The organism is Nocardia sp. 149-1B (assembly GCF_057747975.1).
In genome coordinates, this window is sequence record NZ_CM173233.1 from 1,469,892 (window position 1) to 1,493,701 (window position 23,810).

At 72.7% G+C, this 23,810-nt stretch carries 22 protein-coding genes; 21 read left to right on the plus strand and 1 reads right to left on the minus strand.

The genetic code is table 11. The features are described from left to right. Positions 1 to 14: 14 nt before the first annotated feature. The 21 genes from AC3ANS_RS07020 to AC3ANS_RS07120 all read left to right on the plus strand — a co-directional run bounded on the left by AC3ANS_RS07020 (position 15) and on the right by AC3ANS_RS07120 (position 22,522). Positions 15 to 2,255 carry an ATP-dependent DNA helicase RecG gene (locus tag AC3ANS_RS07020; RefSeq protein WP_488295447.1) on the plus strand — a complete coding sequence of 747 codons (2,241 nt, stop codon included), beginning with the start codon at positions 15 to 17 and terminating at the stop codon, positions 2,253 to 2,255. Further along, positions 2,170 to 2,919 carry a 16S rRNA (guanine(966)-N(2))-methyltransferase RsmD gene (gene rsmD, locus AC3ANS_RS07025; RefSeq protein ID WP_488295448.1) on the plus strand — a complete coding sequence of 250 codons (750 nt, stop codon included), beginning with the start codon at positions 2,170 to 2,172 and terminating at the stop codon, positions 2,917 to 2,919. The genes AC3ANS_RS07020 and rsmD overlap by 86 nt, the downstream gene beginning before the upstream one ends. Beyond that, a complete protein-coding gene (gene coaD / locus AC3ANS_RS07030; RefSeq protein ID WP_488295449.1) occupies positions 2,916 to 3,422 on the plus strand; it encodes a pantetheine-phosphate adenylyltransferase in 507 nt (168 codons plus the stop codon). The genes rsmD and coaD overlap by 4 nt, the downstream gene beginning before the upstream one ends. Positions 3,423 to 3,530: 108 nt before the next feature. After that, the gene (locus AC3ANS_RS07035; RefSeq protein WP_488295450.1) at positions 3,531 to 4,049 is read left to right on the plus strand and encodes a YceD family protein; all 519 of its coding nucleotides are present in this window, start codon (positions 3,531 to 3,533) and stop codon (positions 4,047 to 4,049) included. Between the two features lie 47 nt (positions 4,050 to 4,096). Then, the gene (gene rpmF / locus AC3ANS_RS07040) at positions 4,097 to 4,282 is read left to right on the plus strand and encodes a 50S ribosomal protein L32 (protein ID WP_081790257.1); all 186 of its coding nucleotides are present in this window, start codon (positions 4,097 to 4,099) and stop codon (positions 4,280 to 4,282) included. Continuing rightward, on the plus strand, positions 4,279 to 5,052 hold the full coding sequence (gene rnc / locus AC3ANS_RS07045) for a ribonuclease III (protein WP_488296444.1): 774 nt from the start codon (positions 4,279 to 4,281) through the stop codon (positions 5,050 to 5,052). Before rpmF ends, rnc begins: the two co-directional genes overlap by 4 nt. Before the next feature lie 4 nt (positions 5,053 to 5,056). Continuing rightward, positions 5,057 to 5,947 carry a bifunctional DNA-formamidopyrimidine glycosylase/DNA-(apurinic or apyrimidinic site) lyase gene (gene mutM / locus AC3ANS_RS07050; protein ID WP_488295451.1) on the plus strand — a complete coding sequence of 297 codons (891 nt, stop codon included), beginning with the start codon at positions 5,057 to 5,059 and terminating at the stop codon, positions 5,945 to 5,947. A 76-nt stretch (positions 5,948 to 6,023) separates the two neighbouring features. After that, positions 6,024 to 6,233, plus strand: a complete 210-nt coding sequence (locus tag AC3ANS_RS07055) for a hypothetical protein (RefSeq protein ID WP_488295452.1) — start codon at positions 6,024 to 6,026, stop codon at positions 6,231 to 6,233. A 59-nt stretch (positions 6,234 to 6,292) separates the two neighbouring features. Beyond that, entirely contained in the window at positions 6,293 to 7,534 is a 1,242-nt protein-coding gene (locus AC3ANS_RS07060) for an MFS transporter (protein ID WP_488295453.1), read from the plus strand. Between the two features lie 115 nt (positions 7,535 to 7,649). Then, the gene (locus tag AC3ANS_RS07065) at positions 7,650 to 9,038 is read left to right on the plus strand and encodes an FAD-binding oxidoreductase (protein ID WP_488295454.1); all 1,389 of its coding nucleotides are present in this window, start codon (positions 7,650 to 7,652) and stop codon (positions 9,036 to 9,038) included. Positions 9,039 to 9,061: 23 nt separating this feature from the next. Beyond that, positions 9,062 to 10,153: a pyridoxal-phosphate-dependent aminotransferase family protein gene (locus AC3ANS_RS07070; RefSeq protein WP_488295455.1), complete on the plus strand. Its 1,092-nt coding sequence runs from the start codon at positions 9,062 to 9,064 to the stop codon at positions 10,151 to 10,153. A 142-nt stretch (positions 10,154 to 10,295) separates the two neighbouring features. Continuing rightward, positions 10,296 to 13,859 (plus strand): chromosome segregation protein SMC, encoded by a 3,564-nt coding sequence (gene smc, locus AC3ANS_RS07075; RefSeq protein ID WP_488295456.1) that lies wholly within the window; start codon positions 10,296 to 10,298, stop codon positions 13,857 to 13,859. Then, entirely contained in the window at positions 13,859 to 14,299 is a 441-nt protein-coding gene (locus tag AC3ANS_RS07080; RefSeq protein ID WP_488295457.1) for an acyl-CoA thioesterase, read from the plus strand. Before smc ends, AC3ANS_RS07080 begins: the two co-directional genes overlap by 1 nt. Before the next feature lie 79 nt (positions 14,300 to 14,378). Beyond that, entirely contained in the window at positions 14,379 to 14,630 is a 252-nt protein-coding gene (locus AC3ANS_RS07085; RefSeq protein WP_488295458.1) for a hypothetical protein, read from the plus strand. A gap of 27 nt (positions 14,631 to 14,657) precedes the next feature. Further along, on the plus strand, positions 14,658 to 15,812 hold the full coding sequence (gene ftsY, locus AC3ANS_RS07090) for a signal recognition particle-docking protein FtsY (RefSeq protein WP_488295459.1): 1,155 nt from the start codon (positions 14,658 to 14,660) through the stop codon (positions 15,810 to 15,812). A gap of 209 nt (positions 15,813 to 16,021) precedes the next feature. Beyond that, entirely contained in the window at positions 16,022 to 17,338 is a 1,317-nt protein-coding gene (locus tag AC3ANS_RS07095) for an ammonium transporter (protein ID WP_488296445.1), read from the plus strand. Further along, positions 17,335 to 17,673, plus strand: a complete 339-nt coding sequence (locus tag AC3ANS_RS07100; protein WP_488295460.1) for a P-II family nitrogen regulator — start codon at positions 17,335 to 17,337, stop codon at positions 17,671 to 17,673. The genes AC3ANS_RS07095 and AC3ANS_RS07100 overlap by 4 nt, the downstream gene beginning before the upstream one ends. A gap of 134 nt (positions 17,674 to 17,807) precedes the next feature. Further along, complete coding sequence (locus AC3ANS_RS07105) at positions 17,808 to 18,146, plus strand: P-II family nitrogen regulator (protein ID WP_488296446.1); 339 nt, start codon at positions 17,808 to 17,810, stop codon at positions 18,144 to 18,146. A gap of 22 nt (positions 18,147 to 18,168) precedes the next feature. Further along, positions 18,169 to 20,391: a [protein-PII] uridylyltransferase gene (locus AC3ANS_RS07110; protein ID WP_488295461.1), complete on the plus strand. Its 2,223-nt coding sequence runs from the start codon at positions 18,169 to 18,171 to the stop codon at positions 20,389 to 20,391. 191 nt (positions 20,392 to 20,582) lie between these two features. Beyond that, complete coding sequence (gene ffh, locus AC3ANS_RS07115) at positions 20,583 to 22,157, plus strand: signal recognition particle protein (RefSeq protein ID WP_488295462.1); 1,575 nt, start codon at positions 20,583 to 20,585, stop codon at positions 22,155 to 22,157. After that, positions 22,154 to 22,522, plus strand: coding sequence for a PIN domain-containing protein (locus tag AC3ANS_RS07120; RefSeq protein WP_488295463.1), 369 nt, complete (start codon positions 22,154 to 22,156; stop codon positions 22,520 to 22,522). The genes ffh and AC3ANS_RS07120 overlap by 4 nt, the downstream gene beginning before the upstream one ends. Before the next feature lie 12 nt (positions 22,523 to 22,534). Here the strand turns inward: AC3ANS_RS07120 and AC3ANS_RS07125 are convergent, their stop codons facing one another. Beyond that, on the minus strand, positions 22,535 to 23,698 hold the full coding sequence (locus AC3ANS_RS07125) for an ROK family transcriptional regulator (RefSeq protein ID WP_488295464.1): 1,164 nt from the start codon (positions 23,696 to 23,698) through the stop codon (positions 22,535 to 22,537). Between the last annotated feature and the right edge of the window lie 112 nt (positions 23,699 to 23,810).

The window sequence follows — 23,810 nt, forward strand, 5'->3', positions numbered from 1 at the left end:
GAGGTAGGACAGCGGTGATCAGCCTCGACTCGCCCGTGGTCGCCGTGCTCGGTGACCACAAGAAGAAGCGTGCGGCGATCGAGGAGAAGCTCGGGCTGCACACGGTCGGCGACCTGGTCCTCCACTTCCCGCGGCGTTACGTGAAGACCGGCGAGCTCACCCGAGTCGAGGAGCCCAACGTCGGCGACCTGCTCACGGTCGTCGGGCAGATCGCCTCCAGCAAGATCGCGACCTACACCGACCGCAGGTCGGGGCGCCCGGCGTACCGCGTCGACGTCGTCGTCCGCACCGATGGTCCGTCGTTCCGCGTCTCGATGTTCGCCAAGAACCAGCACATGGCGCAGTGGCAGCAGCAGCACCGGGTGCCTGCGGGCCGCCGCGGCATCTTCGTCGGCCAGGTGAGCCGGTTCCGCGACGAGTGGCAGCTCACCCACCCGCAGGTCGTGCTCTTCGGCTCGGCCGACGAGGACGCGGCCCAGCTCTCCCTCGACGCGATCGGCGAGCTCTACCCGATCTACCCGCTCACCAAGGGCGTCGACTCCTGGGACCTCCAGCGTGCGGTCGCGTTCGCGCTCACCGTGATCGAGGACGTGCCCGACATCGTGCCGCCCGAGGTCCGTGAGCAGCACGGCCTCCTCGACGTGGGTACGGCGCTGCGGCGGATCCACAACCCCGACGACTGGGGCCAGGTCACCAGCGCCCAGCGACGGTTCCGGTTCGAGGAGGCGCTGGTGACCCAGCTCGTGCTCGCCCGGCGCCGCCGGGCCCTGCGCGAGCTCGGCGCCCGCGCACGCACCGGGGGGCAGAGCGACCTCCTCGCGGCGTTCGACGCGCGCCTGCCCTTCGAGCTGACCGCCGGGCAGCAGGAGGTCGGGGCCGAGATCGAGCGCGACCTCGCCCAGCCCCACCCCATGAACCGCCTCCTGCAAGGTGAGGTCGGCTCCGGCAAGACCCTGGTCGCGCTGCGCGCGATGCTGCGCGTCGTCGACTCCGGCGGGCAGGCGGCGCTGCTCGCCCCGACCGAGGTGCTCGCTCAGCAGCACCACCGTTCGATCACGGCCATGCTGGGCGACCTCGCGGCGGGCGGGATGCTCGGCGGTGCGGCCGAGGCGACCAACGTCGAGCTGCTCACGGGTTCGATGACCAAGGCCCAGCGCACCGCGCCGATGTCGCGCATCGCGACCGGCGAGGCGGGCATCGTGATCGGCACCCACGCGCTGCTGGAGGACAAGGTGATCTTCGCCGACCTGGGCCTCGTGGTGGTCGACGAGCAGCACCGCTTCGGGGTGGAGCAACGCGCCGCCCTCACCGACAAGGCGGGCACCCCTCCGCACGTGCTGGTGATGACCGCGACCCCCATCCCGCGCACCGTCGCCATGACGGTGTTCGGCGACCTCGAGATCTCCACGCTGACCGAGCTGCCCGCCGGGCGGGCACCGATCCAGACCAACGTCGTGCCCCTCGCCGAGCACCCGGGCTGGATCGAGCGCGTCTGGCAGCGGGTGCGCGAAGAGGTCGAGAAGGGGCATCAGGCCTTCGTCGTCTGTCCGCGGATCACCGGCGACGAGCAGGAGCAGGGCGAGTCCGACCAGCTCGACCTCGACGAGGACGGCAACCCCGTGGACCGGGCGGCACCGGCCGAGGGGATCGCCGCCGTCGAGGAGGTGGCGCCACTGCTCGCCGACGGTCCTCTCTCCGGGCTCCGGGTCGAGGCGCTGCACGGCAAGATGGCGCCCGAGGACAAGGACCGGGTGATGCGTGCCTACGCCGCCGGCGACGTCGACGTCCTGGTCGCCACCACGGTCATCGAGGTCGGCGTGGACGTCCCGAACGCGACCGCGATGGTGCTCCTGGACGCCGACCGGTTCGGTGTCTCCCAGCTCCACCAGCTGCGCGGCCGGGTCGGCCGGGGCAGCCATCCGGCGATCTGCCTGCTGGTCTCGCGGTCCGATCCCGACTCGCCGGCCCGTGACCGGTTGGACGCGGTGGCCGGCAGCACCGACGGCTTCGAGCTCAGCCGGGTCGACCTCGAGCAGCGCCGTGAGGGCGACGTCCTCGGCAAGTCGCAGTCGGGGTTCAGCTCCGGCCTGCAGAACCTGCGCGTGCTCCGCGACGAGAAGACCATCCTCGAGGCGCGCGAAGTCGCCCTTCAGCTGCTCGACGCCGACGATGCCCTGGCTCACGCACCCGAGCTCGCGGAGGCCGTCCACCGGCTCGAGGCGTCGGTCCAGGCAGACTTCCTGGAGAAGGGATGAGCACCCCACGCAACCGCGTGCCTCCTCCGCTGCGGTCCTCCGGCGCACGGTTCCGAGGGGACCCCGCATGACCCGCATCATCGGAGGATCCGCGGGCGGCCGCCGGATCAACACGCCCCGAGGGGCGGCGACGCGGCCGACCAGCGACCGGGTGCGCGAGGCGCTGTTCTCCGCGATCGAGTCGTGGTGCGGCTCCCTCCACGGGCTGCGCTTCCTGGACCTCTACGCCGGATCCGGTGCGGTGGGCCTGGAGGCGTGGTCGCGGGGCGCCGGCGTGGTGACGCTGGTCGAGCACGACCGGCGCACCGCCACACTGATCGCCGACAACGCCCGCACGATCGGCTTCGCCCGGCCCCACGTGGTCGCGGGGTCCGTCGCCGCCGTCCTCCGCCGTCCGCCGACCGCGCCCTACGACGCCGCGTTCCTCGACCCGCCGTACCCGCTCTCCGAGCAGGCGCTCGCCGAGGACCTCGCGGCGCTGGCGACCGAGGGCTGGCTGGTCCCGGGAGCCCTGGTCGTGGTCGAGCGTGCCTCGCGGAGCCCCGAGCCGACCTGGCCGCGCGGGTTCACCGAGATCCGCAGCAAACGCTACGGCGAGACCACGGTCTGGTACGCCGAGTCCGGGGAGCCGGAGCACGAGCGAGGCGATAGCCTCCCGGCATGACCCGCGCGGTGTGCCCCGGTTCGTTCGACCCGGTGACCAACGGCCATCTCGACATCGTGCGGAGGGCCGCCGCGATCTTCGATGAGCTCGTCGTGGCGACCGGGACGAACCCGTCGAAGTCCCGGCTGTTCGATCCCGACGAGCGGCTGGAGATGCTGCGCGAGGTGTGCGCCGACCTCCCGAACGTCACGGTGATGGGCTTCAGCGGCCTGATCGTGGACTTCTGCCGCGAGCTCGGGGCGCCGGCCATCGTGAAGGGGCTGCGCGGAGGCAACGACTACGAGTACGAGTTGCCGATGGCGCAGATGAACCGCCACCTCACCGGTGTCGAGACCGTGTTCCTGCCGACCCACGCGTCCTGGGGCTACGTCTCCTCGAGCCTGGTCAAGGAGGTGGCGGGCCTCGGCGGCGACGTCTCGTCGCTGGTGCCGCCCGCCGTGCACGGCCGGCTGGTCGCCCGGCTCGCCGAGCGCGCCGAGCGCGCCGCGCAGGACCCCGCCTGACCAGCCGTTTTGTCCCTGCCCGGGCCCGCCGGTACGCTTGCCGACGATCTGTTTGTGCCCGGACCTGGAAGTAGACCCCTGAGCAGCCTGGACCCGAGAGCGCCGCTCGTGCTCGATACCCGCGAGCTCGGCCGCCGCCCGGGGTCCCAGCGCGAGGAGAAGCGGACGGTTCCGGCACCCGCAGATCTGGGCATCGAAGTCCTCCATGTCCCGGAAGGCTCGCCGGTCGAACTCGACCTGCGGCTGGAAGCGGTCATGGAGGGTGTGCTGGTCACCGGTTCGGCCTCGGCCGAGCTCACCGGTGAGTGCGCGCGGTGCCTGGAACCGATCGACGACGAGATCGACGTCCGGTTCCAGGAGCTGTTCGTGTACGACGACCAGGACTACTCCTCCGAGGAGGACGATGGTGTCAGCATGCTCGAGGGCGACCTGCTCGACCTCGAGCCCCTGCTGCGGGATGCGGTGGTGCTCGCACTGCCGTTCCAGCCGTTGTGTGAGGACGACTGTCCTGGCCTGTGCACCGAGTGTGGGGCACGCCTGGCCGAGGACCCCGACCACACGCACGAGGCGGCGATCGACCCGCGGTGGGGAGCCTTGCAGCAGCTCCAGCAGGACCCTGAGCAGTAGACCCCAGCAGTAGACCGAGCACGAGAACCGAGCAGTAGGAGAGAACAGTGGCTGTCCCGAAGCGGAAGATGTCGCGCAGCAACACGCGCCACCGTCGTTCGGCCTGGAAGGCCGTCGCCCCGACGCTGGTGACCTGCGCGAACCCCGCCTGCGGTGCCAAGCACCTGCCGCACCGTGCGTGTGGCGAGTGCGGCCAGTACGGCGCGCGCGCCGACCGTCGTCAGGTCCTCTGACCCGACCCGGTCCACTGACCAACTACGCAGAGCTCCGAGCCGCGCTCGGCGATCCCACGCTGGATCCCGAGCTCCTCGAGCGCGCCCTCACCCACCGCTCGTTCGCGTACGAGAACGGTGGCCTGCCCACCAACGAGCGCTTGGAGTTCCTCGGGGACTCCGTGCTCGGGGTGGTGGTCACCGAGACGCTCTACCGCACCCATCCGGACCTCTCCGAGGGCCGGCTGGCCAAGCTGCGCGCGGCGGTCGTCAACGCTCGCGCGCTCGCGGTGGTCGGGCGCCGGATCGGTGTCGGCGAGCACGTCAAGCTCGGCCGCGGTGAGGAGTCGACCGGGGGCCGCCACAAGGCCTCGATCCTCTCCGACACCGTGGAGGCCGTGATCGGCGCGGTGCACCTCAGCGGGGGGTTCGTCACCTCCGCGGAGGTCGTGCACCGGCTCTTCGACCCGCTGATCGAGGCCGCGTCCGCGCTGGGCGCCGGCCTCGACTGGAAGACCTCCCTGCAGGAGCTGTCGGCCGAGCACGGTCTCGGCGTCCCCGAGTACGTCATCGAGGACGACGGCCCCGACCACATGAAGACGTTCACCGCCCAGGTCCGTGTGGGCGACGGGCTCTACGGCAACGGCGTCGGCCGCTCCAAGAAGGAGGCCGAGCAGGCCGCCGCGGAGACGGCGTACGGCGAGATCGCCACCGACCTCGGCATCGAGGACCCCGCGATCGGCACGACCATCGAGGCCGCCGCGCACACCGTGTCCCGCTCGGCCGACTGAGCCCTTGCCCGAGCTCCCCGAGGTCGAGGTGGTCCGGGCCGGCCTCGAGCGGCACGTCCTGGGCGCCACGATCAGCCGCGTCGACGTCCTGCACCCGCGACCCGTCCGCCGCGACCTGCGCGGGCCGGCCGGGTTCGCCGCGGCGCTGACCGGGCGCCGGATCGAGGCCGCGCGCCGGCGCGGCAAGTACCTGTGGCTGCCCCTCGACAACGGTGACGCCCTGCTGGGACACCTCGGCATGAGCGGTCAGCTGCTGGTGCAGCCACCCGACTCCCCGCCCGAGCGGCACCTGAGGGTGCGCCTCGTGCTCGAGGGGGCCGACGAGGGGCGTGAGCTGCGATTCGTCGACCAGCGGATGTTCGGCGGGCTGTCGGTCTCCGAGGGTGGGGCCGACCTGCCGCCCGAGATCGCGCACATCGCCCGCGACCCGCTCGACCCGGAGTTCGACGAGGACGAGTTCGTGCGCCGGGTGCGCCGGCGTACCTCCGGGGTCAAGCGCCAGCTGCTCGACCAGAACCTGATCTCCGGTGTGGGCAACATCTACGCCGACGAGGCCCTGTGGCGTGCCCGCCTCCACGGCGACCGGCCGGGCGACCGGCTGAGCGCCGCCCAGGTGCGCGAGCTGCTCCGCCATGCGCGCGAGGTGATGGTCGCGGCACTGGGGGAGGGCGGCACCTCGTTCGACGCGCTCTACGTCAACGTCAACGGCGAGTCCGGCTACTTCGACCGCTCGCTGCACGCCTACGGGCGCGAGGGTGAGCCGTGCGAGCGGTGCGGCACGCCGGTGCGTCGGATCGCGTTCATGAACCGCTCCAGCTACTTCTGCCCGGTCTGCCAGCCGCCGCCGCGCAAACGCCGCCCGACGACCCCGCGAACCCTGCAGGTCCCCAATTGACCCGCGGCGCCGCTGGTGGGACTCTTGAAGACGGCCCGCTGCCGCGGGTTTCCCACGAACCCGGAAGGCTTTGTCCATGGCCAAGGCGCTGATCGGATACATGAACAGCGACCTGCGGACACCCGCCGCCCTCGTAGCCGAGAATCACCGGCTTCGCGCGCGCGTGCGCGAGCTGGAGGCACTCGTCCTCCGGCTCAGCGAGGAGAACGACAAGCTGGCCGCCGCCGAGGCGGTCGCGCTGCTCGACCTCGAGCACGAGTCCCTGCAGGAGATGCAGCCGGCCTGATCGCCCGGCTCGATAAGCGGATGCCCGTCGGGGGCATCCGCGACTAGCCTCACTCCCTTGTGAGCACCCTGGTCGACATCGTCGCACCGCGTCGGCTCGGCAGCGGGTTCCGCTGGTTGCTGGCGTCCTCGTGGATCAGCAACCTCGGGGACGGCATCGCGATCGCGGCCGGGCCGCTCCTGGTCGCCTCGCTGACCCGCGACCCCTTCCTCGTGGCCCTGGCGGCGCTGCTGCAGTGGCTGCCGCCGCTGGTGTTCGGGCTGTACGCCGGCGCGCTCGCGGACAGGCTCGACCGGCGCCTGATCGTGGTGACCGTCGACCTCCTCCGGGCCGTCGTCCTGGTGCTGCTGACGCTCGCGATCGCCACCGACGTGGTGTCGATCGCCCTGGTCCTGGTGGCGATGTTCCTGCTCGGCACGGCTGAGGTGTTCGCGGACACCACCTCCTCGACGCTCCTGCCGATGCTCGTGCACCGCGACGACCTGGGGGTCGCGAACGCCCGGCTCACCACCGGGTTCATCACCGTCAACCAGCTCGCCGGGCCACCGATCGGGGCCGCGCTGTTCGCGGCCGGGCACGCCGTGCCGTTCGTGACCCAGGCCGTTCTGGTCGCACTCGGAGCACTCCTGGCCGCGCGGATCGTGCTGCCGCTCCACGGCCGGGCCCGCGACGAGCGCACCCACCTGCGCGAGGACGTGGGCGAGGCGTTCCGCTGGGTGCTCCACCACCCCGCCGTACGCACGCTGGTGCTGACGATCTTCGTCTTCAACATCACCTTCGGGGCGGCCTGGTCGATCCTCGTGCTCTACGCCACCCAGCGGCTCGGGATGGGGGAGGTCGGCTTCGGGCTGCTCACCACGGTCTCGGCGGTCGGCGGCCTGGTCGCGACCCTCTGCTACGGGTGGATCACCCGGCGGGTGAGCCTGGCGAACCTGATGCGGATCGGGCTGGTCTTCGAGACGTTCACCCACCTGGCGCTGGCGCTGACGACCCGGGCGGGCGTGGCGATGGTGATCTTCTTCTTCTTCGGCGCGCACGCGTTCATCTGGGGCACGACGTCGACCACCGTCCGGCAGCGGGCGGTGCCGTCCGAGCTGCAGGGGCGGGTGGGCTCCGTCAACCTGGTCGGCGTCTTCGGCGGGCTCGTCATCGGCTCGGGGATCGGCGGCGGGCTCGCCCAGCACTGGGGCGTCACCGCGCCGTTCTGGTTCGCGTTCGCCGGGTCGGCGGTGTTCGTGGTGCTGATCTGGGGCCAGCTCTCCCACATCGCCCACGCCGACGAGCGGGTCGTCGAGGCCTGACCCGCGGGGCTGACCCGGGCGGGCGGTGGGTGGTCCACGTGGATTGCGTGGTGGGAGGTGGATGGCGCACCGCCGACCCGCGCGCCAGCCCCTCTGAGAGTGGTTGCATGGGCCCATGCACCCGGTGACCGAGCCGGCCGAACTGGCCGAGCTGATCGAGCTGATCGACGCCCTGCCCGCCGGCGTCGTGCTGACCGAGCCGGACGCGGTCGAGAAGTACCGGTTCGACTGGTCGCGCGACCAGAGTGCCGGCCATCCGCTCGCGGTGATCCGTGCGCACGACGCCGCCCAGGTGCAGACGGCTGTCCGCTGGGCGGCCGAGCACCGGGTGCCGGTGGTCCCGCGCGGCGCCGGGAGCGGGCTCTCCGGCGGCTCCACCGCCGTGGAGGGCGGCCTGGTGCTCAGCCTGGAGCGGATGCGCGCGATCGAGATCGACGTCGACTGCCGGGTCGCGGTCGTCGAGCCGGGCGCGCTCAACGTCGAGGTCAAGGCCGCGGCCGCGGAGCACGGGCTCTGGTACCCGCCCGACCCCTCGTCGTACGAGATCTGCTCGATCGGCGGCAACGTCGCGACCAACGCCGGCGGCCTGTGCTGCGTGAAGTACGGCGTCACCACTGACTACGTGCTCGGGCTGGACGTCGTCCTGGCCGACGGCACTCTGGTGACGCTCGGGGGCAAGCGCATCAAGGACGTCGCCGGGCTGAGCCTGCTCAAGCTGTTCGTCGGCAGCGAGGGGACGCTGGGCATCGTCACCCGGGCCATGCTGCGGCTGGTGCCCGCGCAGGACGCCAGATCGACGATCGTCGCGACGTTCCCCGACGCCGGTGCGGCAGCGCGCGCGGTCGTGGCCACCGGACGACGGATCCGGCCGTCGATGATGGAGCTGATGGACCAGGCGGCGGTCAACGCCGTCGAGGACCACCGGCCGATGGGCCTGGACCGCGCGGCGGGCGCGCTGCTCGTGGCCCAGTCCGACGCTCCGGCCGCGGCACGGGCCGTCGAGGTGGAGGCGATGCGGGCGGCCTGCGAGAGTGCCGGCGCCACGGAGGTCTTCGTCACCGACGACGCGGACGAGGGCGAGCTGTTCGTCGCGGCCCGCCGAGCGGCGTTCCCGGCGATCGAGGCCCGCGGCGCGCTGCTGCTCGAGGACGTCGGAGTCCCGGTGCCGCAGCTGCCGGCGCTGTTGGCGGCGATCGCGGCGGTCGCCGCCGAGCACCGGGTCGAGATCCCGGTCGTCGCCCACGCGGGCGACGGCAACACCCACCCGATCATCGTGTACGACGCCGGCGACCCCGACTCCGAGCGCCGGGCCCGCGCGGCGTTCCACGACGTGATGCGGGCCGCGATCGGCCTGGGCGGGACCATCACCGGCGAGCACGGCGTCGGTCGCGCCAAGAAGGCGGCCCTTCCCGACCAGCTGGGCCCCGAGGTGATGGCGCTGACCCGCCGGGTCAAGGACGCCCTGGACCCGCTGGGCATCCTCAACCCCGGCGCGATCCTCTAGACAGGTCGTCTAGCGTCGGGCGCATGATCCACGACCGTCACCTGTTCGGCCCGGGCCCCACGAACCCCTACCCGGAGGCGACCCTCGCGCTCGGCGCGCCGATCCTCGGGCATCTCGACCCGGCGTTCCTCGAGCTGATGGACGAGACCTGCGCGATGCTGCGCCAGGTGTGGGGGACCGGCAGCGCCCGCACGCTGCCGATCTCGGCGACCGGCTCGGCGGGCATGGAGGCGGCGTTCGTCAACACCGTGCACCCCGGCGACGTCGTGGTGGTCGCGGTCAACGGGCTCTTCGGCCAGCGCATGTGCGACGTGGCGGCCCGCTGCGGCGCCGAGGTCGTGCCGGTCGAGCACGAGTGGGGCCAGCCGGTCGACATCGAACGGGTGCTGGCGGCTCACCCGGACCCGGCGATCATCGCGGCGGTGCACGCCGAGACGTCGACGGGCGTGCGCTCGGACATCGCCGCGCTGGGCGCCGGGAAGGGCGACGCGCTCCTGCTCGTCGACGCGGTGACCAGCATCGGCGGCATCGAGCTGCGTGCCGACGACTGGGGCGTGGACGTCGGCTATGCCGGCACCCAGAAGTGCCTCGGCGTCGCACCCGGTCTCGCACCGTTCACGATCAACGACCGCGCGTTCGCCCGCCGGGTGGAGAAGCCGCGCTCCTGGTACCTCGACCTCGGCCTCCTCGGCGGGTACGTCGGGGAGGCGAGCGGCTCGGGCGGCCGGACCTACCACCACACGGCCCCGGTCGCGATGGTCGCGAGCCTGCACGCCGGCCTGACCCGGATCCTCGACGAGGGTCTCGACGCGGTGTGGGCACGCCATGAGACGGCCGGGCGGCAGCTGCAGGACGGCCTGGAGGAGATGGGCCTGGAGCTGTTCGCGGCCGAGGGCCACCGGCTGCCGGAGCTGACCACCGTCAAGGTCCCCGACGGCGTCGACTCCGCCGCCGTGCGCCGCTACCTGCTCCAGACCCACGACCTGGAGATCGGGGCCGGCGCGGGCGCCTTCGCCGCCACCGTGTGGCGGATCGGGCTGATGGGGCCCAACGCGAGCCCCGACCGGGTGCTGCTCGTGCTCGCCGCGCTCCGCGACGCGCTCGATCGCGCCTGAGGCGGCGGTGCCGCGGATCGGGAACGAGGGCCGGTATCGTGAGCCGCGCTGAGCTTCCCCCAAGCCGCGGCTGCCATCATGGGCCACCTTCGTCCTCAGCCAGACCGACGAGACGACGTACCGAACGAGCTGGGAGCCCGCGTTGTACCTGAAGAGCCTGACCCTCAAGGGGTTCAAGTCCTTCGCCTCCTCGACGACGCTGCAGCTCGAGCCGGGCATCACCTGCATCGTGGGCCCCAACGGCTCCGGCAAGTCCAACGTCGTCGACGCCCTCGCCTGGGTGATGGGGGAGCAGGGCGCCAAGTCGCTGCGCGGCGGCAAGATGGAGGACGTCATCTTCGCCGGCACCTCCGGCCGCCCGCCGCTGGGCCGCGCCGAGGTGCTGCTCACGATCGACAACTCCGACGGTGCGCTCCCCATCGAGTACGCCGAGGTGACGATCAGTCGCACGATGTTCCGCAGCGGGGGGTCGGAGTACGCCATCAACGGCAACTCCTGCCGTCTGCTCGACGTCCAGGAGCTGCTCTCCGACAGCGGCATCGGCCGCGAGATGCACGTGATCGTCGGGCAGGGCCAGCTCGACTCGATCCTGCACGCGACCCCCGAGGACCGGCGTGGCTTCATCGAGGAGGCCGCCGGGGTCCTCAAGCACCGCAAGCGCAAGGAGAAGGCGCTCCGCAAGCTCGACTCCACCGAGGGCAACCTCACCCGGCTCGGCGACCTGCTGACCGAGATCCGCCGCCAGCTCAAGCCGCTGGGCCGCCAGGCCGAGGTGGCCCGCCGGGCCGCGGGCGTGCAGGCCGACGTCCGCGACGCCCGGGCCCGCCTGCTCGCCGACGACCTGGTCTCCGCCCGGACCGCACTGCACCAGGACCTCGCCGACGAGTCGATCCTCGTCGAGCGTCGCGAGCAGGTCGAGGCCGACATCGCCCGCGCCCGTGAGGCCGAGGCGGCGCTCGAGGAGGCGCTGCGTGAGGACCTGCCCGCCCTGTCCCGCGCGCAGGAGACCTGGTTCGCGCTGTCCGGGCTGCGTGAGCGGCTGCGCGGCACCCAGTCGCTGGCCGCCGAGCGGGTCCGCAACGCGGCCGGCACCGCCGACGTCGAGGCGTCGCGGTCGGGCCGCGACCCCGACCAGCTCGAGGCCGAGGCCGAGCAGGTCCGCGAGCAGGAGCGCCGCATCGCCGCGGAGGTCGACGAGCACCGCGCCGCGCTCGAGCAGGCCGTCACCGCTCGACGGGCCGCCGAGGATGCCGCGGCTGAGGAGGACCGGCGCATCGCCGGCCTCCAGCGCGCCGCCGCCGACCGGCGCGAAGGTCTGGCCCGGCTGCACGGCCAGGTCAACGCGCTGAAGTCCCGCGCCGCCGCCGCCGACGAGGAGGTCGGCCGGCTGCGGCTGGCCCGCGAGGAGGCCGTGGCCCGCGCCGAGCGCGCGCAACGCGACTTCACGTCGCTGGAGACCAAGGTCGCCGGTCTCGACGCCGGAGAGGAGGGGCTCGACGCGGAGCACGAGGCCGCCGTCGCCGCGCTCGACGACATCGAGGAGCGGCTCGCCAAGGCCCGCGACGAGGCCCGGCAGGCCGACCGTGACCGCACCGCGCTCGCGGCCCGCAAGGACGCCCTCGAGATGGGGCTCAACCGCAAGGACGGCGCGGGCGCGCTGCTCGCCGCGTCCGACTCGGTGTCCGGGCTCCTCGGCTCGGTGGCCGCGCTGCTCTCGGTGCGCAGCGGGTTCGAGACCGCCGTCGCCCAGGCGCTCGGCTCCGCCGCCGACGCGGTGGCCGTCGCCGACGCCGACGCCGCGGTCCGCGCCATCGCCCACCTCAAGGGCGACGACCTCGGTCGCGCCGGCATGCTGCTCGGCGGCGGCCCGGTCGCCGACCGCGACTGGCCCGGCCTGCCGGCGCACGCGTCGTACGCCATCGACGTCGTCGAGTGCCCCGACCCGCTGCGGTCCGCGCTGACCCGGCTGCTGTTCAAGGTCGCGGTCGTCGAGGACCTCGACGCGGCCCGGGGGCTGGTCGCGGACCTCCCCGACATCACCGCGGTCACCCGCGAGGGCGACGTCCTCGGTGCCCACTTCGCCTCGGGCGGCTCCTCGAGCCAGCCGACGCTGATCGAGGTCCAGGCAGCCGTCGACGAGGCCACCGAGCAGCTCGCCGAGGCGGTGGCCGCCTCCGAGCGGCTCGGCTTCGACATGTCCCGCCTGGAGAGCGAGCGGCTCGAGGCGCAGAAGCGGGTCGACGTCGCGCTCGCCAAGCTGCACGAGTCCGACGCCACGCTCGCTGCGGTCGCCGAGGAGCTGGGCCAGTACGGCTCCCAGGCGCGAGCCGCGCACGGCGAGGCCGACCGGCTCACCCAGGCGATCGAGAAGGCCGAGGAGGCCCGCACCCAGGCGATGGCCGGGCTCGCCGACCTGGAGTCGCGACTCGCCACGGCCGAGGACGCTCCCGACGAGGAGCCCAACACCACGGCGCGCGAGCAGCTGGCCGAGGGGGCCCGCACCGCCCGCCAGGCCGAGATGGACAGCCGGCTCGCGCTGCGCACGTCCGAGGAGCGCTCCCGCGCCATCCACGGCCGCGCCGACGGCATGATCCGTGCCGCCCGGGCCGAGCGCGAGGCCCGCGCCAAGGCCGCCGAGCGGCGCGAACGCCTGATCCGCGAGGGCCAGGCCGCGGAGGCGGTCGGCGTGGCCGTCGCCTATGTGCTGGCCCGGCTCGAGGTCTCCGTGCACCGCGCCACCGAGGCCCGCACCGCCGTCGAGCAGGCGCGCAGCGGCCGCGAGCAGCAGCTGCTGACCGTCCGCGCCCAGCTGCGCTCCCTCGACAAGGAACACGACGAGCTGGTCAACTCCGTCCACCGCGACGAGATGGCCCGCACCCAGCAGCGCATGCGCATCGAGCAGCTCGAGGAGCGCGCGCTCGAGGAGCTCGGCCTCGACCCCGACGCCCTGGTCGCCGACTACGGCCCCGACCAGCTCGTGCCGCAGCAGCTGGGGCCGAGCGAGGTGGAGGAGGGCCAGGAGCCGCCCGAACCCGTGCCGTTCGTGCGCGAGGAGCAGCAGAAGCGGCTGCGCGCCGCGGAGCGGTCCCTGTCGATGCTCGGTCGCGTCAACCCGCTGGCGCTGGAGGAGTACTCCGCGATGGAGGAGCGTCACAAGTTCCTCACCGAGCAGCTCGAGGACCTCAAGCGCACCCGCAAGGACCTGCTCGACATCGTCCGCGAGGTCGACCAGCGCGTCGAGCAGGTCTTCACCGAGGCGTACGCCGACGTGAGCAAGGCCTTCGACGCCACGTTCGCGCGGCTGTTCCCCGGCGGCGAGGGCCGCCTGGTGCTCACCACCCCCGACGACATGCTCGGCACCGGCGTCGAGGTCGAGGCCCGCCCGCCGGGCAAGAAGGTCAAGCGGCTCTCGCTGCTCTCCGGTGGCGAGCGCTCCCTGGTCGCCGTCGCGTTCCTCGTCGCGCTGTTCAAGGCCAGGCCGTCGCCGTTCTACATCCTCGACGAGGTCGAGGCCGCGCTCGACGACACCAACCTGGGCCGCCTGCTGGAGATCTACGAGGAGCTGCGCGAGAACTCCCAGCTCCTCGTGATCACCCACCAGAAGCGCACGATGGAGGTCGGCGACGCGCTCTACGGCGTCACGATGCGCGGCGACGGGGTGTCGGCGGTGATCAGCCAGCGGCTGCGCGACGCGGAGTCCGCGTAGTGCCGCAGGAGCGGCCGACCCGCTCGGCGTACGTCCACTGGGAACAGGCCACGACCCGCTGGGCCGACATCGACGTCTACGGGCACATGAACAACGCCCGCTACTTCGAGCTGATCGACACCGTGGTCAACAACCACCTGGCCGCGGCCACCGGCACCGACATCCGCCGGCTCCCCGCGATCGGCGTCGTCGCCGAGGTCTCCTGCCGCTACTTCGCCGAGGTCGGCTACCCCGACCCGGTCGACCTCGGACTGGTCGTCGAGCGGGTCGGGACCTCCTCGGTCGTCTACCGCGTCGGCCTGTTCCAGGGCGACGACGACGCGGCGGCCGCCGAGGGCCGGTTCGTGCACGTGTACGTCGACAACACCGACCCGGCCCGTCCGGTCACGCCCGTGCCCGATGTGATCCGCGCCGCGGTCGAGCCGCTCGTGCGCGCCTGAGGCGCCGCGCAACCGGGCGTGTGGCACCGTGGAGCCCGGGGTACCGCGCCCCTGTGTCCCGTCTCGGAGGTGTGCCCCGGTGTTGCCCGTCGTCGTCGTGATGGTCCTGATCCTCGTGCTCGCGGGGATGGTGGTCCTCTACGTCGCCTACCCGCACCGCGGCGAGCAGGTGCCGGCCGCGCCCTGGCTGGGCGAGGCGATGACCCGCGCGGTCGAGGCGGCGCCCGTGATCGTCGCGGACGAGCGCGGCGCCGAGGGCTCCCGCCTGCACGACGCCGAGCAGGAGGCGACCGTGCCGAGCGCCGACGCCCGGCAGCACCGCGCGTCCTAGCACCCCCGCTCTGGTTGGATTGACGTCATGTCTGCTGTGCTCCTCCTGATCCTCGCCATCGCTGTCGTCGGGCTCGGCCTCGTCGCCACCGTCGCGGGGCTGCTGATCACCCGGCGGCGCAAGCCGGCGCCGCTGCCCAACACCCACACCGGGGTGATCGTCCGGCCGCCCGAGGAGGCCGAGGCCGGGCTGCCCCCGGTCGAGGTGAGCGCGCCGCCCGCCACCCTCGAGCCCGAGACGCCCGCCGCCCCGACCGTCGAGAAGCCGGAAGGCACCGCCTCGCGGCTGGTGCGGCTGCGCCAGCGGCTGGCCGGGTCCCAGGGTGGCCTCGGCCGTGGCTTGCTCGCGCTGCTGTCTCGTGACCGGCTCGACGAGGACACCTGGGAGTCGATCGAGGACACCCTGCTCACCGCCGACGTCGGGGTCGCCCCGACGCAGGAGCTGGTCGAGCGGCTGCGCACCCGGCTGCGGGTCGAGGGCGCCCACGACGACATCCGCGCGGTGCTGCGCGAGGAGCTGCTCACGCTCGTCGACCCGACCATGGACCGGCGGTTGCACGTGAGCGGCCTCGACGGCATGCCGGGCGTGGTGCTGGTCGTCGGCGTCAACGGCTCCGGCAAGACCACGACCGTCGGCAAGATCTCCCGCATCCTGGTGGCCGACGATCGCAAGGTCGTGCTCGGCGCGGCCGACACGTTCCGCGCCGCGGCCGTCGAGCAGCTGGCCACCTGGGGTGAGCGGGTCGGCGTCGACGTCGTGCGCGGGCCCGAGGGCACCGACCCCGCCAGCGTCGCCTTCGAGGCGGTCAAGGAGGGCGTCGACACCCAGGCCGACACGGTGATCGTCGACACCGCCGGCCGGCTGCAGAACAAGGCCGGGCTGATGGACGAGCTCGGCAAGGTCAAGCGGGTCATCGAGAAGCAGGCGCCGGTCACCGAGGTGCTGCTGGTCCTGGACGCCACCACGGGCCAGAACGGGCTGATCCAGGCACGCGTGTTCAGCGAGGTCGTCAACGTGACCGGCATCGTGCTCACCAAGCTCGACGGGTCCGCCAAGGGCGGCATCGTCGTGCAGGTCCAGCGCGAGCTCGGCGTACCCGTAAAGCTCGTGGGCCTGGGGGAGGGCGCCGACGACCTGGCGCCGTTCGACGCGGGCGCGTTCGTCGACGCACTGCTCGGCTGAGCGGGTCCCTCCCGCGGAGCCGTAACACGGAAGTAACACCCGCCTGGAACTCGTTGCACTGCCGCAACATGTGGTGGTGCACCTCGAAACCTCCGGCCAACAAGGTGTCTGCCAATGGGGCGGACCCCGGAGCGACAGTGCGGTCGTGGCCGTAGCCGCCCTCCCGAGATGTGATCCCTGGAGGTTCCGTGGACGGCTATTACGCCTTCATGCTGGTGGCGACAGCCCTCGTCCTGATGATGACTGTTCCGGCCCTGGCGCTGTTCTACGGCGGCATGACGCGGTCGAAGTCGGTCCTGAACATGATGATGATGTCGTACGCCGGCTTCGCGGTCGCCGCCATCGTCTTCGTGCTGTGGGGCTGGTCGGAGGGCTGGGGCGGCGACGGCGCCGGCAACGGCAACGGCAAGCTGATCGCCAACCCGTTCGACATGTTCGGACTCGACGGCGTCTCCCACGCCAACTTCATCTACGTGCTGTTCCAGCTGACCTTCGCGACGATCACCGCTGCGCTCATCTCGGGAGCGATCGCGGACCGCGTGAAGCTGTCGTCCTGGTTGGTGTTCGTGCCGTTCTGGCTGACGCTGTGCTACTTCCCGATCGCGCACAACGTATGGGGCGGCGGCTGGCTCTACGAGCAGCTCGTCAAGGGCGCGACCGGCCCGCAGGACTACGCCGGTGGAACGGTCGTGCACATCAACGCCGGTGTCGCCGGCCTGGTCCTGGCACTGGTGATCGGCAAGCGGGTCGGCTTCGGCAAGGAGCCGATGCGCCCGCACAACCTGACCCTGACGATGATCGGCGCCGGCCTCCTGTGGTTCGGCTGGTACGGCTTCAACGTCGGTTCGATCGTCTTCAGCTCGGACTCGCTCAGCGACCCGGCGGCCTTCTCCGCGCAGTTCCAGGGTGAGACCGGCGTGACGTTCATGAACACGACGATCGCCACCTGCGCGGCCATGCTCGCCTGGCTGGTGATGGAGCGGGTCCTGCACGGCAAGGCCACCTCGCTCGGCGCGGCCTCCGGCATCGTCGCGGGTCTGGTGGCGATCACCCCGGCCTGTGGTGCGGTCTCCCTGGTCGGCGCGATCATCGTGGGCGCGGTGGCCGGTGCCGCTTGCGCCGCTGCGGTCGGCCTGAAGTTCAAGATCGGCATGGACGACTCGCTCGACGTGGTGGGCGTCCACCTGGTGGGTGGCCTGGTCGGCACCCTGCTGATCGGCCTGGTGTCGACCTCGGGTGCCCCGGGCGGCGTCGACGGCCTGTTCTACGGCGGTGGCTGGTCCTCCCTGGGCGACCAGGTGCTGGCCGCGCTGTTCACGATCGTGTGGACCGGCGTCCTGACCACCGTGATCGCCTACGCGATCAAGTTCACCATCGGCTGGCGGATCACCGACGAAGCCGAGGTCGAGGGCATCGACTTCGCCCAGCACGGTGAGACGGCGTACGACCTGCACACCGGGCTCGGCGCCGGCTCCTCCACCTCTGTGCTCGCCAAGAGCACCGTCTCCGAAGGAGTCAACGCATGAAGCTCGTGACCGCGGTGATCAAGCCGCACAAGTGGGAGGACGTCCGCGAGGCTCTCGAGACCTTCGGTGTGACGGGCATGACCGTCAGCGAGGTCAGCGGCTACGGCCGCCAGAAGGGCCACACCGAGGTCTACCGGGGCGCGGAGTACGACATCGCGCTGGTGCCCAAGATCCGCATCGAGATCGTGGTCGGTGACGACGACGCCGACGATGTCGTGGGCATCGTGGTCAAGACCGCGCAGACGGGACGGATCGGCGACGGCAAGGTGTGGGTGAGCCCGGTCGACACCGTCGTGCGGGTCCGCACCGGCGACCGGGACGCCGCTGCCCTGTAGGGACCGGTGACGCTGCGGCCCGGCTCCCTGGCTGGGGGGCCGGGCCGCGCTGCGTCCGCCGGGCCGCGCGGTCCGGCATGATCGACCGCACCATCCGCCGCCGCACCCCGCCCGGCCTCGTCGAGGGAGAAGTCGTGAAGCTCGTGACCGCGGTCATCAAGCCGCACAAGTGGGAGGCCGTCCGGGTCGCCCTCGAGACCGCAGGCGTCAGTGGGATGACCGTCAGCGAGGTCAGCGGCTACGGCCGCCAGAAGGGCCACAAGGAGGTCTACCGCGGTGCCGAGTACGACGTGACGCTGGTGCCGAAGCTCCGCGTGGAGATCGTGGTGGCCGACGACGACGCGGCTGCGATCGTCGACGTGATCGTGGCGTCCGGGGCGACCGGGAAGATCGGCGACGGCAAGGTCTGGGTGTCCCCGGTCGAGACCGTGGTGCGGGTGCGCACCGGCGAGCGCGACGAGGGCGCGCTCTGAACACCTCGCGCAGGGACCCCGCATGACCGCCGCGGAGCGGGCCGAGCGGACCGCGGCCGCCGACGTGCTGTGCGCGGAGGCCTACGAGAAGTGCGGCGGCCACGACGCCGGAGCCGCGCTGGTCGCGGTCGGCGGCTACGGCCGGTCCGAGCTCGCGCCGTACTCCGACCTCGACGTCGTGCTCGTCTCCGAGGAGGGCGTCGACGTCCGGGCGGTCGCCGAGCAGGTCTGGTACCCGATCTGGGACTCCGGGGCCAAGCTCGACCACTCGGTGCGCACGCTGCCGGAGATGCTCGCGGCCGCGGAGGCCGACCTCAAGGTCGCCCTCGGGCTGCTCGACGTCCGCCACCTCGCCGGCGACCCCGGCCTCACGATGAGACTGCGGACCACGATGCTCGCGCACTGGCGACGCAGTGCCCGCGACCGCCTGCCGGCGCTGCGCGACCTGGTGCGGTCCCGCCACGACCTGATCGGCGAGCTCGCGCACCTCTCGGTGCCCGACATCAAGGAGGCGGAGGGCGGGCTGCGCGACGCGACCGTGCTCAAGGCGCTCGTGGCGACCTGGCTGGTCGACGTCCCGCACGTCGAGCTCGAGCGGACCCGGCTGGCGCTGCTCGACGTCCGCGACACCGTGCACGAGACCGCCGGCCGGGCCAGCGACCGGATCGCGCCCGAGATGTGGAGCGACGTGGCACACCGGCTGCAGCTCGACGACGCGCGGGCCGCCCAGGTGCACGTGCGGGAGCTCGGCCGGCGCATCACCCACCTGTCCCACCTGACCTGGCGACGCGTCGAGGCCGTGCTGGCCCGCCCGGCGTCGTACGGCGGCGCTCGCCGGCCCTCGCTCACGCCGCTCGCGTCCGGGGTGGCGCTCTCCGCCGGTGAGGTCGTGCTGGATGCCCGGGCGCGGCCGGCCGACGACCCGGCGCTGCTGCTGCGGGCCGCCGCGCTGGCTGCCGAGCACGACGCCGTGCTGGCGCCCGCCACCGCGGCCCGGCTGGTGCGCGAGTGCGGGCCGCTCGCGGCGCCGTGGCCGGTCGAGGCACGCCAGCTGCTGGTCCGGCTGCTCGCGTCCGGGCGCGGCCTGCGCGGGGTGTGGGAGACCCTCGAGGAGACCGGCGCCCTGGGCGGTTTCCTGCCCGAGTGGGAGCGGATCCGGCTGCTGCCGCACGCCTCGGCGATCCACCGGTTCACCGTCGACCGGCACGTCGTGGAGACCTGTGTGGAGGCCTCGGCGCTGATCCGCTCCGTCGCCCGTCCCGACGTGCTGATGGTCGCCGCGCTGCTGCACGACATCGGCAAGGGCGGCCTGACCGAGCACAGCGTGGCCGGCGAGCCGATCGCGCGGTCCGCCGCCGAGCGCATGGGCTTCGCGCCCGACGCCGTCGACCTGATCGCGCGCCTGGTCCGGTGGCACCTGCTGCTCGCGGAGACCGCGACCACCCGCGACCCCGACGACCCCGCCACCGTCGAGCTCGTGGCGTCGCGGATCGGGTCCGCCGAGGCGCTGGACCTGCTGGTCGCGCTCACCGAGGCCGACGCCCGCGCGACCGCCCCCAAGGCGTGGTCGTCCTGGCGGTCCGGCCTGATCCGCGACCTGGCCCGCCGGTCGCGGGCCTCGCTGGACCCGGGCAGCTCACTGCCCGCGATCGTCGCCGACGACGTCGAGATCCCGCGGGCGGTCCGCAAGGGCGCCGCGTCGATCACGGTCGAGCCCGCCGGGGACGGCTCGCGGATCATGGTGCTGGCTCCCGACCGGGTCGGGCTGCTCGCCGACGTGGCTGCGACGTTGGCGCTCCAACGGGTGCCCGTGCGTGCCGCCCGCGCCTGGTCGCAGGACCAGTACGCCGTCTCCGTCTGGGAGGTCGCCGAGCCCGACGTCGACCCCGCGGTGCTGCGGCAGCGGTTCGCGGCCGTGGTGGAGGGCCAGGTCGACGTCGCCCGGCGGCTGCGGCCGACCGGCGCCGACGCGCTGGACCCCTCGGTGGTGGTGCGCCCCGAGGCGTCCGACCAGTCGACGGTGCTCGAGGTGCGCGCGGCCGACCGGCTCGGGGTGATCCACCTCGTCTGCGCGGCCCTCGCCGCCCTCGACGTCGCCGTACGCTCCGCCCACGTCGACACGCTCGGCCCCCAGGCCGTGGACGTGTTCTACCTCCAGGAGTCCTCCGCAGGCGTCCTCTCCGACCAACGGGCCGCCGAGGCCGCCCACGCGGTCCGGGCCGCGCTCACGGTGGCTGGGCCGTAGCTGCGGGGTTCGGCTGGCCGAACCCCGCACGACACGCCGACCGGGACCGGCGTGTCGTGCGGCTTCCGGCTGCCAGGTGTCACCGGTGGGACTCGTGAGGCGGGCCCCGTCAGGCACGATGCGCCCGCTCGCGGACCCGCCGACTAGGCTGAACCCCGCCAGACTCGCCGCCAAGCCCGTAGGACGCACCCTTGTTCGCCACACTCTCCGACCGGCTCGCCGACACCTTCAAGAACCTCCGGGGGAAGGGCCGGCTCTCCGAGGCCGACATCGACGCGACCGCGCGCGAGATCCGCATCGCCCTGCTCGAGGCCGACGTGGCCCTGCCGGTCGTCAAGGAGTTCGTCGGCGCGGTCAAGGAGCGGGCCCGCGGCGAGGAGGTCAGCGGCGCGCTGAACCCCGCCCAGCAGGTCGTGAAGATCGTCAACGAGGAGCTCGTCGCGATCCTCGGCGGCGAGACCCGGCGGCTGCGCTACGCCAAGACCGGCCCGACCGTGATCATGCTCGCCGGCCTCCAGGGTGCCGGCAAGACGACCCTCGCGGCCAAGCTCGCACTGTGGCTCAAGGAGCAGGGCAAGTCGCCGCTGCTCGTCGCGGCCGACCTGCAGCGCCCCAACGCGGTCAACCAGCTCCAGGTCAACGGCGAGCGCGCCGGCGTACCCGTCTTCGCCCCCGAGCCGGGCAACGGCGTCGGTGACCCGGTCGGGGTCGCCCGAGCCTCCATGGAAGAGGCCACCCGCAAGCTCCACGACGTCGTGATCGTCGACACCGCCGGCCGTCTCGGCGTCGACGCCGAGATGATGCAGCAGGCCGCGGACATCCGCGACGCGGTCCAGCCCGACGAGGTGCTGTTCGTCGTCGACGCGATGATCGGTCAGGACGCCGTCGTCACCGCCCAGGCCTTCCTCGACGGTGTCGGGTACGACGGCGTGGTGCTCACCAAGCTCGACGGTGACGCCCGCGGTGGTGCCGCGCTGTCGATCGCCTCGATCACCGGCAAGCCGGTGATGTTCGCCTCCAACGGTGAGAAGCTCACCGACTTCGACCTCTTCCACCCCGACCGCATGGCCTCGCGCATCCTCGACATGGGTGACGTGATGACCCTGATCGAGCAGGCCGAGAAGACCTTCGACGCCGAGCAGGCGGCCAAGGCGGCGGCCAAGCTCAGCGGGCAGGGCGGGGAGTTCACCCTCGACGACTTCCTCGAGCAGATGCAGCAGGTCCGCAAGCTCGGCTCGATGTCGAAGATCATGGGCATGCTGCCCGGGATGGGCCAGTTCCGCGAGCAGCTCGAGAACTTCGACGAGCGCGAGATCGACCGGATCCAGGCGATCATCCAGTCGATGACGCCGGCCGAGCGGGCCAACCCCAAGATCATCGACGGATCGCGCCGCGCCCGGATCGCCAAGGGCTCGGGACGCCAGGTCTCCGACGTCAACCAGCTCGTCGACCGGTTCTTCGAGGCCCGCAAGATGATGATGTCGCTGGCCAAGGGCGGCTCGATCCCCGGCATGCCGGGCATGCCCGGTCTCCCCGGCATGGGTGGCAAGCGCGCCAAGGCCAAGCAGGCGCCCAAGAAGGGCAAGGGCAAGCGGGTCTCCGGCAACCCGGCCAAGGCCGCCCAGCAGGCGGCCGCCGACAAGCAGAAGGCCGCGGCCGCCCAGTCCAACCCGTTCGGCACGCCCGCCGGCGAGGAGGAGCTCGACTACGAGAAGGCCGCCGCCGCCCTCAACCTGCCCCAGGACTTCTCCAAGTTCCTGAAGTGACCTCCACGCTCGTCATCGACGCCGCCAACGTGGTGGGCAGCAGGCCCGACGGCTGGTGGAAGGACCGGGCCGGCGCGGCCCGCCGGCTCCACGAGCAGCTCATGCTCGCCGACACGGGGTACGACGACGCGGTGCTCGTGCTCGAGGGCGGCGCCAAGAGCGGTGTGAAGGCGGGCAAGGACGGCCATGTCCGCACCGTGCACGCGAAGGGCCACGGCGACGACATGATCCTCGAGCAGGCGCGCGCCGCGGTCGAACGCGGCGGCCGGGTCGCGGTCGTGACCGCCGACCGGATGCTGCAGGCCCGGGTGCAGGGCGTCGGCGCGGTCGCGCTCAGCCCGTCCTGGCTGCTCGACCAGCTCTGACCCGGCTCCGGCTCAGACCGACACGCGGGCGATCGCCAGCGACACCGCGCCGACCACCTCGGCCCGGTCGCCGAGGTCGCCGGAGACGACCGTGAGGGCGGCCGCGGTCTCCGGCTGGGCGAACCGGTCGACGGCCGCGCGGATGCCCTCGCCGAGCGAGGCCGACGCACCCAGGGAGCCACCGACCACGACCAGCTCGGGGTTGAGGTTGTTGCACAGGTCGGCCAGGGCGCGGCCGATCGCCCGGCCGGCGTCGCTGAGCACCCGGCGGACCCCGGCGTCCCCGGCCTCGTCGAGCGCCAGGATCCGGTCGATCGAGAGGGGCACGTCGTACGCCGGTTGCAGCAGCGCCAACAGCCGGGGCGCCGACACGAGCGTCTCGAGGCAGCCGCGGTTGCCGCACCGGCACACCTGACCGTCCTCGTCGACCTGGACGTGGCCGAGCTCGCCGGCGATGCCGCTGGCGCCCCGGTGGAGCCGGCCGCCGAGCACGATGCCGGCGCCGAGCCCACTGGCGACCTTGACGTAGACCAGGTCGCCGGCACCGCGGGCGGCGCCCTGCCCCAGCTCGGCGAGCGCACCCAGGTTGGCGTCGTTGTCGGCGAACACCGGGACACCGAGGCGCCGGTGCAGCTCCTCGGCGGGGGAGAGCCGACGCCAGCCCCGCATGATGCCGGTCTGGATGCTGGCCGAGCGGCGGTCCAGGGGAGCCGGCACGCACATGCCGACGGCGTGCAGGTCGCCGATCGCGAGGCCGGACGCGTCCAGCGCCTGGCGCAGCATCCGCGCCGTACGGTCGAGCGCGACCGCGCCGTCCTCGTCGACGTCGATGTCCGCAGACTCCTCGGCGAGGACCGTGCCGATGCGGTCGGCGACGGCCACCCGCACGTGGCCGTGGCCGATGTCGACGCCGGCGACGCCTCCGCCGGGAGTGCTGAGAGCGACCAGCAGCGGCGGCCGGCCGCTGCCGCCCTTGTGGGGACGCCCGCGGTCGGAAGTCTCCACGACGTGCCCGCTCGCGATCAGGTCACCGACGAGGCTCGAGACCGTGGTGCGCGAGAGCCCGGTGCCGCGCACGAGGTCGGCCCGGCTCATCGGGCCCTCGGCCGCGAGGAGAGTGGTGATCGAGCGCCGGTTGGTGTCCCGCAGTCGCTCCAGGGAGCTGGTGGTCGCCACGAGCGCCGAGCCTACGATTCGTCCGGAAGAAGAACAAACAAGGGCGTCTGGCGCGATCTTTCCGCATTGACTCGGATTATTCGCGTTCCTACGTTGGGTGACGCACACCACA

What these genes read in the sequence shown, in the direction of transcription:
- rsmD (WP_488295448.1), top strand. Translation starts at nt 2,170, where the DNA reads ATGCCCTGGCTCACGCACCCGAGCTCGCGGAGGCCGTCCACCGGCTCG.
- coaD (WP_488295449.1), top strand. Translation starts at nt 2,916, where the DNA reads ATGACCCGCGCGGTGTGCCCCGGTTCGTTCGACCCGGTGACCAACGGC.
- AC3ANS_RS07055 (WP_488295452.1), top strand. Translation starts at nt 6,024, where the DNA reads ATGGCCAAGGCGCTGATCGGATACATGAACAGCGACCTGCGGACACCC.
- AC3ANS_RS07065 (WP_488295454.1), top strand. Translation starts at nt 7,650, where the DNA reads ATGCACCCGGTGACCGAGCCGGCCGAACTGGCCGAGCTGATCGAGCTG.
- AC3ANS_RS07070 (WP_488295455.1), top strand. Translation starts at nt 9,062, where the DNA reads ATGATCCACGACCGTCACCTGTTCGGCCCGGGCCCCACGAACCCCTAC.
- ftsY (WP_488295459.1), top strand. Translation starts at nt 14,658, where the DNA reads ATGTCTGCTGTGCTCCTCCTGATCCTCGCCATCGCTGTCGTCGGGCTC.
- AC3ANS_RS07095 (WP_488296445.1), top strand. Translation starts at nt 16,022, where the DNA reads ATGCTGGTGGCGACAGCCCTCGTCCTGATGATGACTGTTCCGGCCCTG.
- AC3ANS_RS07100 (WP_488295460.1), top strand. Translation starts at nt 17,335, where the DNA reads ATGAAGCTCGTGACCGCGGTGATCAAGCCGCACAAGTGGGAGGACGTC.
- AC3ANS_RS07110 (WP_488295461.1), top strand. Translation starts at nt 18,169, where the DNA reads ATGACCGCCGCGGAGCGGGCCGAGCGGACCGCGGCCGCCGACGTGCTG.